This window comes from Asticcacaulis sp., assembly GCA_024707255.1.
Classification (GTDB): domain Bacteria; phylum Pseudomonadota; class Alphaproteobacteria; order Caulobacterales; family Caulobacteraceae; genus Asticcacaulis.
On record JANQAC010000001.1, the window covers coordinates 863,435 to 876,084 of the forward strand.

General features: G+C 62.7%; 8 protein-coding genes and 1 pseudogene. 1 reads left to right on the forward strand and 8 read right to left on the reverse strand.

What is annotated here, in order from left to right:
- Window positions 1-38 precede the first annotated feature (38 nt).
- Window positions 39-2,989 (reverse strand): annotated as a pseudogene (locus NVV72_04075) (bifunctional [glutamine synthetase] adenylyltransferase/[glutamine synthetase]-adenylyl-L-tyrosine phosphorylase).
- 422 nt (window positions 2,990-3,411) lie between these two features.
- On the opposite strand from NVV72_04075, the gene NVV72_04080 reads away from it, so the two are divergent.
- Window positions 3,412-4,266 (forward strand): PhzF family phenazine biosynthesis protein, encoded by an 855-nt coding sequence (locus NVV72_04080; GenBank protein MCR6658545.1) that lies wholly within the window; start codon window positions 3,412-3,414, stop codon window positions 4,264-4,266.
- Here NVV72_04080 and NVV72_04085 read toward each other — a convergent pair whose 3' ends face one another.
- From NVV72_04085 to ccmI, 7 genes are all read right to left on the reverse strand, one after another.
- Window positions 4,267-5,784 carry a HAMP domain-containing histidine kinase gene (locus NVV72_04085; GenBank protein ID MCR6658546.1) on the reverse strand — a complete coding sequence of 506 codons (1,518 nt, stop codon included), beginning with the start codon at window positions 5,782-5,784 and terminating at the stop codon, window positions 4,267-4,269.
- A 159-nt stretch (window positions 5,785-5,943) separates the two neighbouring features.
- Entirely contained in the window at window positions 5,944-6,615 is a 672-nt protein-coding gene (locus NVV72_04090; protein MCR6658547.1) for a response regulator transcription factor, read from the reverse strand.
- A gap of 90 nt (window positions 6,616-6,705) precedes the next feature.
- On the reverse strand, window positions 6,706-8,277 hold the full coding sequence (locus NVV72_04095) for a Do family serine endopeptidase (GenBank protein ID MCR6658548.1): 1,572 nt from the start codon (window positions 8,275-8,277) through the stop codon (window positions 6,706-6,708).
- Between the two features lie 148 nt (window positions 8,278-8,425).
- Window positions 8,426-8,845 carry a cytochrome c-type biogenesis protein CcmH gene (locus tag NVV72_04100; GenBank protein MCR6658549.1) on the reverse strand — a complete coding sequence of 140 codons (420 nt, stop codon included), beginning with the start codon at window positions 8,843-8,845 and terminating at the stop codon, window positions 8,426-8,428.
- A gap of 78 nt (window positions 8,846-8,923) precedes the next feature.
- Complete coding sequence (locus NVV72_04105) at window positions 8,924-10,909, reverse strand: heme lyase CcmF/NrfE family subunit (protein MCR6658550.1); 1,986 nt, start codon at window positions 10,907-10,909, stop codon at window positions 8,924-8,926.
- Window positions 10,910-11,075: 166 nt separating this feature from the next.
- On the reverse strand, window positions 11,076-11,570 hold the full coding sequence (ccmE, locus tag NVV72_04110; GenBank protein ID MCR6658551.1) for a cytochrome c maturation protein CcmE: 495 nt from the start codon (window positions 11,568-11,570) through the stop codon (window positions 11,076-11,078).
- Entirely contained in the window at window positions 11,567-12,649 is a 1,083-nt protein-coding gene (gene ccmI, locus NVV72_04115; GenBank protein MCR6658552.1) for a c-type cytochrome biogenesis protein CcmI, read from the reverse strand. The genes ccmE and ccmI overlap by 4 nt, the downstream gene beginning before the upstream one ends.
- Window position 12,650: the final 1 nt, after the last annotated feature.

The window sequence follows — 12,650 nt, forward strand, 5'->3', positions numbered from 1 at the left end:
AAATGGTTTCACGCTGAAACCGGTTTTATCCGTCGCTTTTAATTCTCGTTGGGCCGGATGATCTTTTCAAAAGCCACCCTGGCGCGCTTGCGGATATCGCGCAGCTTCTTCTCCAGCGTATCGAGCCTGCGGGTATGTACGGCCCTGGCAAGCTTCCTCTGAAAAGCCTCCGGCTCGTTGCGCGGATCATCCTGAGCGGTAAGGGATACCCGCATGACCTGCGCCAGGGATTGCTGCACCTTCCACGCCACGCTCAATGCTTCGATCTCGGCGGCCGGCGCCAGCCCGGCGCGCGACATGGCCGACAGCGCCGCCAGCGTGCCGACGCGCAAGGGGCCGCCCGCCTCACCATGGACCAGTTGCAGGTACTGCGCCGCGAACTCGGCGTCGACCTGACCGCCGATCGACAGCTTGAAATCCCAGAAAGACTTCGCCGGGCGTTCCTTTTCCATCAGGGCGCGCATGGCCAGTACATCGAGTGCCGTCCGGGCCACGGAGCGCTGGCGGCGCAGGATGGTCTCGACCTTCAGCCGCACCAGATCGGCGAAATCGGCCGAGGTCGACCAGACGATCCGCGCCCGCGTCAGGGCCCGGAATTCCCGGTATCGGCGTCCTTGTCGTAATAGTTCTCGAAAGCCGCCAGCGACACAGCTACCGGCCCCTTGGCGCCGGTCGGCCGCAGCTTCATGTCGATTTCGTAGAGCGTGCCTTCGTGAGTCGGCGCCGAAAGGGCCGAAATCAGCCTCTGGGTGAAGCGCCCGAACCAGGTTTCCGGCGCCCAGTTCTTGACCGTGGAGGCCGAAGACGGGTCGTCAGGCAGGTAGACCGCCATCAGGTCGAGGTCAGAGGTCGCCGTCATTTCCTGAGAGCCCAGCTTGCCGAGTGCCAGGATGGCCACCTGACCGTCCAGCTTTCCGGCCTGACGCACCATGTCTTCCAGCGCCAGCGGCGCCAGGTGATGGATGCAGGCGTCCGCCAGGCGGGCATAGGCCGCGCCCGCCGCCTCGGTGCTGAGGCGACCGCTCAGAATCTGCATCCCGATGCGGAACTGCTGTTCGCGGCCGATGCGACGCAGGGCATTCATCACGGCTTCCAGATCAGGCGGCACGCGCTCGACCTCGCGCCGCACCAGTTCGTCCAGTTCCTCACCGAGCGGATCGAAGAAGCCGGCATCGAGCATGGCGTCGAACGAGGTCGGGTGGCGCGCCAGCATCTGGGCCAGGCGCGGCGAGAAGCCCATGATCTCGACAATAGTATGGAACAGCTTCGGATTGGCCAGGAAGAGGGATTGTATCTGTACGCCGGCATTCAGTGTCACGAAGAAGGAGGCGAAGCGCGTAAAGGCGATCGACGGCGTGCCGGTCTCGTTGAGCGCCTCCAGCAGACGGGGCACAAGCCGGGTGAACAGTTCGCGGCCGCGCTCCGAGCGCGTCGCCGGAATGCGGCCGTGGTGCCAGGAACGGATGGTGGCCGCCACCTGTTCCGGGTGATCGAAGCCCATCCGCGCCAGGGTCTTGATGGTTTCCGGATCGTCGTCCACGCCGGTAAAGACCAGCGAGCCGAAGGAGGAGGACAGGGATTCCGCCTCGGAAAACAGCTCGCCATAGTGCGAATTGACCAGGCGCAGGGTACGCGATACCGCCAGGTCAAACCGCGACAGGTTGGAAAAGCCGGAAAGCGCCGCCACGCGCATCCGGTCATCGTCATTTTCCGGCAGGTCGTGCGTCTGCTCGTCATGGATCATCTGGACGCGATGTTCCCAGTCGCGCAGGCGGACATAGGCCTGCTTCAGTTCCTTGGCGACGGCCGGGGCGAGGTGTCCGGCCCGGCGCAGGGCATCCAGCGCATCGAGCGTCCGCTTGGACCGCAGGGACGGATCGCGGCCGCCGAGGATCAACTGCTGGGTCTGGGCGAAAAACTCGATCTCTCGGATGCCGCCGGCGCCAAGCTTCAGGTTCGCCCCCGCCGCTTCCAGCCGCTCATCCACCTTGTAGACGTGAATCTGCCGCTTGATGGAATGAACGTCGGCAATGGCGGGGTAATCGAGGCTGCGCCGCCAGATAAAGGGCGACAGGTCGTTCATGAACGCCTTGGCCTCGACCATGTCGCCGGCCACGGCCCGCGCCTTGATGAAGGCGGCGCGCTCCCAGTTCTGCCCTACCGATTCGTAGTAATGCAGCGCAAAGGGCACACTGACCACGGAGGGGGTGGATGACGGATCGGGCCGCAGGCGCAGATCGACGCGGAAGACATAGCCGTCGCCGGTGCGCTCGGAAAGGAGGGTCGAGACGCCGCGCGCCACCCGGTCGGCAAAGGTCTGCGGATCGACCTGGGCATTGACCGGCAGGCGTTCCAGATCGCAGAAAAAGGTGATGTCGATATCTGACGAATAGTTCAGTTCGCCGGCGCCGTGCTTGCCCATGGCCAGCACGAAGAGGCCCGGCAAAATCCCGCGCTCTTCGCTTTTGTCGATGCGGCTGTCATCTATCCGGCCCTTGTCGCGCTCCTCACGCACCACCAGGGCCGGGGCGGCCTCGGTCACGGCATCGGCAAAGCGCGTCAGGGCGGCGGTGACATGATCGAGCCCCCAGACATCGCCGAGATCGGCCAGGGCGGTCAGCAGGTGCGTATCGGCCTTCAGGTGGCGCAGGATTTTCTTGGCGGCGGGGATATCGAGGGTCTCGACCGTCGCCGCCTGATCCTTGAGCGCCTCCGTAGCCAGCAGGATCGCTTTCAGCCGGGCTTCGGGGGCCGAGATCAGGGTCTCGCGCAGGCGCTGCGGATCGCGCCGCATGAGGCCGGCCAGATAGGGCGAAGCCGAGACCACCGGCCTGAGCGCATTTTCCGCCTGCTGCAGCACATCGCGCCAGCCTTCCGCCGTGGCCACCTCATACAGGGTCTCAAAGACGTAATCCGCCGCGCCTGCATTCAGAACCGGCCCGCAGGGGTGCAGGCGGTCGACCAGAGAAGAGAATAAAACATCTGCCATGAGGTATGCGGTACAGGTCCCTGCGTCTTTTGTCTTACATGTTTAACCCTGAATCGCCGAAATACCAAACTTTCCAAGACCTTTGGCCAACATGTTTTTGAGATTGGAGACAATTTAAACCGACCACATGATCGTTATTGATAAGAAGATCACGGACAGGCACAGAAAAAGACGGAAAGACACGGAAGGTTCACGCGGCAACACCTGCGCTAAGCGCCCCCATATCATCCTGTTTTCACAGATATCGTTTGCCGCCCTTTGGGCGTGGTGATATCCGCGCGCTCATATTTCCGTGTCCTTCCGTCTTTTTCCGTGCCTGTCCGTGATCCACTTCTGATACGACGCAACCAGGCCATATCCAACGCTGGCCATCCGCCTCGTCATGCCATATCAATCGCTCCCAAATCCTTAGGAGCCTGACCATGCGAGCCTACAAAGTTGTCGATGCCTTCAGCGACCGGCCGTTTCTCGGCAATCCCGTCGCGGTCGTTCTGGACGCGGAGGGTCTCGACACCGCCGCCATGCAGGCCATCGCCCGCTGGACCAACCTGTCGGAAACCACCTTCCTGCTGCCGGCCGAACACTCCGACGCCGATTACGCCTTGCGCATTTTCACCCCTCAGAGCGAATTGCCCTTCGCCGGGCACCCAACACTCGGCAGCGCCCATGCCATCATCGAGGCGGGTCGCCATACGCCGAAAAATGGCGTGCTGGTGCAGGAATGCGGCGTCGGCCTGGTCCGCATCGAGGTGACGGATCGTCTCATCACCCTCGCCCTGCCATCGGCGCGAATAGAGACGCTTGCCGTTGAGGACGCTGCGGAACTTGAGGCCATCCTCGGCGTTCCGGTGCAGAAGGAAAGTGCCCCGGCGCTGGTCAATGTCGGCCCGACCTGGATCGTGGCCCAGATGACGGATGCGGCGGCCGTACTCGCTCTCGAACCTGATTTCGCCCGCTCCGCCCGGTTCGAGCGTCGTCTGAAAGCGACGGGTATAACCGTCTTCGGCAAATACCCCGATGGCGCGGCTATCGAAGTCCGCTCCTTCGCGCCCTCCTGCGGTATTGATGAAGACCCGGTGTGCGGCAGCGGCAATGGCAGCGTGGCCGCCTTCCGGATCGCCCGCGGCCTTATCCCGCCTGTGGCGACCGCCTATACGGCCACGCAGGGCCAATGCATCGGCCGCGACGGCCGGATAAAGATATCGGTCGACGAAACCGGACAGGTGCAGGTCGGCGGCGCGTGCGTGACCTGCGTGGATGGCTGGCTGGCGTCCTGACTAGCCCTGTACCGGTGGCAAAACCAAGGCAGTGCGCAACCCCGGTCCCTGACCGTCGAAAACGCCCGGCCCCTCCGCCACTTCCAGCCGGCCCTTGTGCGCCACCGCCACGGCCTCGACCATCGAAAGCCCCAGCCCCACGCCCGGAAGTGTGCGCGAATTTTCCAGCCGCACGAAGCGTTCGGCAATGCGCTTGCGGTCCTTTTCCGGTACGCCTGGCCCGGTATCGGTGATCGAAAACTCAATCTCGCGCTGCGAGGTATGCCGCATCCGGAAGGTCACGCCGCCCGGCACCGGCGTATATTTGATGGCGTTGTCGAGCAGGTTGGACAGCGCCTGCGCCAGGAAATCACGGTTGCCATAGGCCCTGACGCCCTTTTCGATCTCGGCCTCGAATTCCAGCCCCTTGTCGGCGGCCACCGCCTCGAACAGTTCGGCCATATCCTCGGCCAGTTCGCTGGCGGAAAACAGCACCTGGTCCGGCGCCTGTCCCTGCGCCTGCAAACGCGACATCGAAAACACCGTCTGGAAGGTGCGCAGCAATTGCCCGGTTTCCTCCAGCGCCCCCGCCAGGGCGTCATGGGCCTGGGACGGGTCTTTATCGACCTCCAGCAGCGACACCTCCAGCTTGGTGCGCAGGCGCGACAAGGGCGAGCGCAAATCGTGCGCGATAGCGTCGCCGGCATATTTCAGATTGCCCATGGTTTTTTCCATGCGGTCGAGTGTCTGGTTGATGCGCAAGGAAAGCGCGTCGAACTCATCCCCTGAATCGCGCACCGAAATCCGCGCCTTGAGGTCGCCTTCCTGCACGCGCTCCAGCACCGTGGTCACCCGCGCCACCGAGCGCGTGACCTCCTGATTGATCAGGGTGCCAGCGAACAGACCGAGTATCACCACCAGCAGGCCGCCGCCGGCTACCGCCTTGATTTCCTGTTGGAAGCCGTGATCGGCCCATGACATATCCATGGCGACATAGATGTAGAAATTATCATCCAGCCGCACCACGCGCCCCTGGAACCGGCAGCAGTTCGGATCATTGGGCGATGGTGAGGTGAAGTTGATCGAGGCCACCGGATTATCGGCACTGACCTGTTTCAGCCCCTCGCGGATCACCGTGTCGGGCAGGCTTTTACCTTCCATGCGGGCGCGGCCGTTCTGCGCCAGCACCTGGCCCGAATTATCGAAGGCGCCCTTGGCGAAGACCCATTCGACGGCATCGTCCCCCAGAATCTTCGCCACCACCGCCGCATGGCCGTCACGCGCGTCGGTTTCCTTAAGGCTCTTGATTCGCGCGTCGATCGATACATTGCCCCAGGCGCGCGATTCCGTCGAGGTGGCGAGGTAGATATAGCCGAAAACCAGCGCCGCCACGAAGACATAGACGCACAGGAAGACGAGCGTCAGCCGGAAGGGCGTCTGACGGAAGAAGTTCGGCCGCAGGATGGCGAGCGCATCCACCCGCCGCCAGACGGCGTCGATCATTTGCTTGCGGGTTTCGGAGGAAGAACTGTCAGTCATAATCTATCCTTGTACCTGCCAGTGCAGGCACGATACTCTCCTCCCCATTTCTTGAATGGGGAGGTGTCAGCGCCAAGCCCGCAGGGCTGGTGTCGCTGACGGAGGGGCGCCCCTCCGGCGCTGCGCGCCACCTCCCCGCTTCGCAGGGAGGAGAAAAAGCTACGCCTTCAACTGATATCCTTCGCCGCGCACCGTATGCAGCATCGGGCGGTCGAAATCCTTGTCCAGCTTGGAGCGCAGGCGCGAGATATGCACGTCGATGACATTGGTCTGCGGGTCGAAATGATAAGCCCAGACCTTTTCCAGCAGCATGGTGCGGGTCACGCTCTGGCCGACATGGCGCATCAGGAACTCCAGCAACTGGAACTCGCGCGGCTGCAGGTCGATAATCTTGGTCTGGCGCTTCACCACGCGTGAAATCAGGTTCATCTCCAGATCGCCGACACGCAGGATGGTCTCGACCGTGTCCTTGTCCTTGCGGCGACCGAGCGCTTCGACGCGCGCCACAAGTTCGGTCAGGGCATAGGGCTTGACCAGGTAATCATCCGCGCCGGCGCGCAGGCCCGACACGCGGTCTTCCAGTTCGCCGAGCGCCGAGAGGAACAGCACCGGCACATCGACGCCATCGGCACGCAGGGTTTGCAGCATGGTCACCCCATCCATCACCGGCATCATGCGGTCGAGGATAATGACATCGGGCACTTCCGCCTTGATGGCGTCCAGACCTTGCGCGCCGTCACCGGCCAGCCGCGCCTCGATACCGGCCTCTTTCAGGCCCTTCTGCATGTTTTGCGCGGCTTCAACATCATCTTCGACAATCAGGACGTTCATTATCGGCTCTCGCTTATTCAGATACGAAAAAGGGTCATAACATGCGTTACGACCCTTTTCCTCTTAAAATTGGCAATTAACCCGAAGTACTTACTTCTTCGCGGCATCGTCCTTGAGCGACAGCGGCAGGGCGATATTGCGGCCCTCGCGGCGGACGAGCAGCAGAATGCTCGGGCGGTTCTGCTTCTTCAGGTCAGCCACAATGCCGCTGAACTGCGCCTGTGTGGTCACCGGCTGGTTATTGGCCAGAACGATGACGTCGCCGGGCTTCAGGCCCTTCTGGTCGCCATCGGAATTGGCGGCCACATCGGTGATCACCAGACCGTTGCTGGTGTCATCCAGGCCGAACGCCTTGCGGACATCCGGCGTGATCGCCTTGACCGACAGGCCGATGACCGGCGCCGAACCGCTGGCCGAACCGCTGGACGAGCTATCATCCCCGCCGCTCTGGCCGTTCAGCCCCTTCAGCAGGTCTTCTTCCGAAGGCCGCAGGGCCGCTGTCAGGGTCAGGTTGATCATCTTGCCGTTGCGCAGCACCCCGAGCGTCACCTTTTCACCGACCTTGACATCGGCGATGCGGCGGGTCAGCTCGGTCGGGCTCTTGACCGGATTGCCGTCCACCGACTTGACGATATCGCCTAGCTGGACCCCAGCCTTGTCCGCCGGACCGCCACGGGTGGTTTCGGCGATATAGGCGCCGGTGACATCGGTGATGCCAAGCGCCTCGGCATTTTCCTGCGTCACCGACTGAATGGTGACGCCGATATAGCCGCGCTCGATCTTGACGCCCTTCATCAACTGACTGGTGATCTTGTTGGCCACATCTGATGGAATGGCGAAGCCGACGCCGGCATTGGCGCCCGAAGGCGTGACGATGGCGGTATTGACGCCGATCACCTTGCCGTAGAGGTCGAAGGTCGGGCCGCCGGAGTTACCGCGGTTGATGGCGGCGTCGATCTGCAGATAGTCGGTATAGTCCGGGCCGGAGGAATTGTCGCGCAGGTCGCGGCCATAGGCCGAAACGATGCCGGCGGTGGCGGTGTTCGAGAAATTGAACGGATTGCCGACCGCGATGACCCAGTCACCGACGCGCGGCTGCTTTTCCAGTTCCCAGCGCACGAACGGGAAGTTCGTGCCCTCGACCTTGAGCACGGCTAGGTCGGTGCCGACATCGCGGCCCACAACAGTGGCCTTCAATTCCTTGTCATTGGTCAGCTTGACGGTGATCTCATCGGCGCCGTCGATGACGTGGTTATTGGTGACGACGTAGCCATCGGCCGAGATGAAGAAGCCGGAGCCCGCCCCGCGGACCTCCTGTTCCTTCTGGCCGGAACCGTCATCCTGGCCGGGGAAGCTGAAGCCCGGAAGCGACGGGATGCCGGTGTCGATCTTCATCTTGCCCTTGGTCTCGATCGAGACCACGGCCGGCGACACGCGCTCGATCAGGTCGGCAAAGGACATGGGGGCGCCGGCGGGCGGCTTGACCGGGGTCAAGTCGGCGGTCTTGATCAGTTGCGCGCCGTCATAGCCCGCGCCGATGCCGTGTGAGCCGAAGCCGGTGATGGTCGCGCCGGCAACGCCCGCGCCCAGGACCAGACCGGCAACCGCGCCACCCACTGCCGAACGATTTTTCAGCAGCGTCTTGAAATTCCAATTCCCCATAATCCTACCTTTATCCGTACGAATAAGCCGCGTTTAGTCAGATATCTGAGCGTTAAGCGGGGCGATTACAACCACAAACCGTATCGGACTCACGAAGAATCCCGGTTTCGTCCTTATGTAATCAAAGCGGTGAGGCAAAATCGTGACATCAATCGTGTTTCTTCAGGATATCACGAAGCTTTTTCTCCTCGGCCGCAGTTAGGGCATAATCACCTGATTTTTCAGGCTTTCGCCGTGAGACCCACAGGATTGCGCCGCCGACTATGGCAATGAGCGGCGGCAGCAGCCACAGCAGCAGGTTGCCCGCTGAAAATCTCGGCCGAAAAAGAACATAATCGCCATAATGCGCGAAGAGTTCCTTGCGGATCTGCGCGTCCGTCTTGCCGGCGGCGATATCGGCGCGGATTTCCCGGCGCATGTCGCCGGCGATCTGGGCGTCCGAATCGGCGATGCTTTCGCTCTGGCACTGGACACAGCGCACCTCGGTAAAGAGCTGCCTGGCACGGGCGTCTTCCTGCGGCGTGGCAGCGAAGGCGTGGAGGGGAAAGACAAGCAAAAGCCATATCATACCTCCCCACCTTCGGTGGGGAGAGGGGACCAAAGCGCTCTTGCGCTTTGGTGGTGGGGTTTCTTGCTCTCTTCAAGCTCATCCCTTCGCCGCCTTCTTCACAATCCCCAGCCGCAACCGCCGATCACTTAGGCTTAAGCACCCGCCCAGCGCCATCAGCAGCGGGCCAAAGAAGATCAGCCGCACCCACGGATTATAGAAGAACCGCACCTGCCATGACATGACACCGCCCTCGCCCGTCTGCGGCTCCGCCATCACCACATAGAGATCATCCAGCGGCGTGAAACACAGTGCCACCTTGCTCTGCACCTGATTGGACGCCGGATAAAACCGCCGCTGCGGCTTCGGCTGGCAGATGATCCGGCCCTTCCCATCCCTCACCTCGAACACCCCGCCCTGCGCGTCGTAATTGGCGCCGGGTGTCTGGTAGAGCGACCGGAAACGCAGCTCATATTGCCCCAGCTTCACGCTATCCCCCAGGGCCATGCCCTGCATGACACTGAGCTTCTGATGCCCCTCCACCACCGCGCCGAGGACAAAAACACCGAGGCCGATATGGGCCAGAATCATCCCCCAGGTCGCCAGCGGCACGCCCGGCAGACGGCGCAGCGCCTTCCCCGTCGCGTTTAGCCGAAAATCGACCGCCTGCATCAGGGTCCGCACCGTGCCGAAGATCAGCCAGAACCCCACAATCAAACCAATCAGATATTCCGCCTCGCTGAGAAAGGTCGGGCCCTTGTAAAACAGCGAACCGACCGCCGCCGCCAGCACGGCCACGGCGAAAGCCGCCGCGAGCCGTTGCAGCCCCCCCTTCAGGTCAGCGCGTTTCCATGACATCAGGGTCGAGACCGGCACCAGCAGCAGCGCCACGATCATGATCGGCCCGAAGACCGCCAGATAATAGGGCGCCCCCACCGACATGGTCTTGTCGAACAGGGCCTGCATCAGGATCGGATACAAGGTGCCGAGAAAGACCGAACACAGCGCCGCCGAGATCAGCAGATTATTCAGCACCAGGGTCGTTTCGCGGCTGACCGTGGCGAACAGGCCGCCAGGGGCAAGCGTCGGGGCGCGCAGGGCAAACAGGGCAAAGCCGCCACCCGCCGTCACCAGCAGGATCGCCGCCAGCAATATGCCGCGCTGCGGATCGACGGCGAAGGCATGCACGGAGGTCAACAAACCGGAGCGCACCAGGAAGGCCCCCATCATCGAGAAGGTGAAGGCCAGCAAGCCCAGAAACACCGTCCACGCCTTCAAGCTGTCGCGCTTTTCCATGACGATGGCCGAATGCAGCAAGGCGGTGGCCGCCAGCCACGGCATGAAGGAGGCGTTCTCGACCGGGTCCCAGGCCCACCAGCCGCCCCAGCCCAGTTCATAATAGGCCCAGAAGGCGCCCAGCGTAATGCCGATAGTCAGGAAGCTCCACGCCAGCAGCGCCCACGGCCGCACCCAGCGCGCCCAGGCGCGATCCAGCCGACCTTCGATCAGGGCCGCCACGGCGAACGAAAACACCACCGACATGCCGACATAGCCTAGGTAAAGCATGGGCGGATGGAAGGCGAGTGCCGGATCCTGCAGCGCCGGATTAAGCGACTGCCCTTGAAGCGGCACATCGGCCAGCCGCGCCAGCGGATTGGATGAGAACAGGGTGAAACCGACAAAGGCCGCGCCGAGCAGGCCCTGCACACCCAGAGCCTTCAGGCGCAGGGATTCCGGCAGCCCCTGCCCGCGCAGGGTGATCAGGGCGCCATAAACCAGCAGGATGGTACACCACAGCAGCATCGAGCCTTCGTGCGAGCCCCAGGCGCCGGAGATTTTATAGAGCAGCGGCTTGTCGGTATGCGAATGTTCGGCGACATTCACCACCGAAAAATCGGAGCGGATAAAGGCGAAGATCAGGATGGCGAAGGCGATGACGATGCTGACCGCGCCGGCCAGAGACATGCCCTCGGCATAGCGGGCAATGCCGCGTCCCTTGCCGGCAACGACAAGCCCCGCCTGCGCCAGTGAAAAACAGAAGGCGAGGACCAGGCAATAGGTGCCGATTTCGTTGATATGGGTCATGCGTTCTTCTCCTCCCCTGCGCGGCGGGGGAGGTGGCAGCGCAAGACCCGCAGGGCCGGTGTCGCTGACGGAGGGGGCATCGAGGATGGCAAGTAGCCCCCTCCGTCACGGACTTCGCCGTGACACCTCCCCCGCTGCGCAGGGGAGGAGAAGTTATTTTGTCCCCTCATTGAAACGGCCTCTGGACCGGTTTCGGCTTGTCCATCCCCGCTTCCGGACGCCATTCACCCTGCTTTTCCAGTTCTTTCTGCACGTTCTTCGGAATGTATTTCTCGTCATGCTTGGCCAGCACCTGGACGGCTTTCAGCGACGTCGCTCCCGTCACTTCACCTTCGCAAACAACCCCCTGCCCCTCGCGGAACAGATCAGGCAGTTCACCCTTATAGACCACGGCGATTTCCTTGAGCTTGTCCTGCACGGTAAAGCGGGTCACGCCATCGGGCGTCTTCACCACACTGCCCGGCTTGACCAGTCCGCCCAGCCGCACTGTCTTGCCGACCGGCACCTTCGCTTCAATCCACTGCGCCGGCGTATAGAAATAGACCACCGTCCCTTTCAGCGCATACAGGCTCAGGGCGACAGCGGCGATAAATACCGGTGCAGCAATGAGAAAAATCGTCAGCCGGCGGCGGGCTTTGACGGACTTCGGCCAGAAATTCATTTCGCCTCTCCTTCCGAACCGACGCGCGTCTGCGCCTTCGTCAGGATATCGGCGATGACTTCCGGCCGATTGGCATAATGCACCTGCATCGCCGCCCGCGCCTTATCATGCGCCGCCTTGTCCCCCAGCACATCGTAGGAACGCAGCAGCCGCGCCCAGCCGTCGGCATTTTCCGGATCGGCCTGCAATTGCGCCTCAAGCCCTGACACCATGCCGGAAATGCGGGTATTCATCGCCCTAGCGGACGCTTCCGCCGGGCCAATGCTGTTCAGCGCTTCCAGCACCTGCGGCCGGCTGACATCATCCGGCGCCATGGTCTTCAGTGCCGCTTCATAGTGCCCACGCGCCACTTCGTACCGGCCCTCCGCCAGCGCCTGCTGACCGAGATAATAGTGCGCCCGTGCATCGTCCGGATTCAGTTGCAGCGCCTTTTCAAATGCCTGCACCGCCTCCGGTCCGCTGGTGCCGCCGCCGACAAAGGTCAGGGCCTCGCCCAGTTCCGACCAGGCGGCAAACGTGCCCGGCGCGAGCGCCCGCGCATTTTCATAATCCTGCGCGCCGGCGTAATTATTGCCGGCCAGCATGTCGATGCGGCCGAGGAACAGCCAGTAGGTCACGTCATTGGTGTGTCCTGCCTGCCCTTGCCGCAATACCGCCGCCATGGCCTGCGGCGGCAGAACATCCGGGTTGGTCTGGGCCAGGCGCGTCCAGGTTTGCAGGCGCTTTTTGTAGGGCTGATCCGACTGATCGGGATGACCGACCGTCAGGTAAACCGCCAGGCTCAGGATCGCGGTCACGCCGAGCGCCACATAGCCATAAAGTGGTTTTACCGGCGCATCCGCGGCCACCGTGCCGCTGGCTTTCAGCAGCACACGCGCCGCCTGCGCCCGTTCTTCCTGCGCCTGGGCGCCATCGATATCGCCCCGCGCCAACCGCCGTTCAAGGTCGGCCACGAACCCTGCATAGAGGGCTTTTTCCTGCGCCAGGGCCGGTGTCGAACCGCGTTTCCGTTGCCATGCCCACACCAGCGCCATCAGCGCGGCGCAGATCAGCAGGCAGGTAAGGATGAGCAGGAGCATG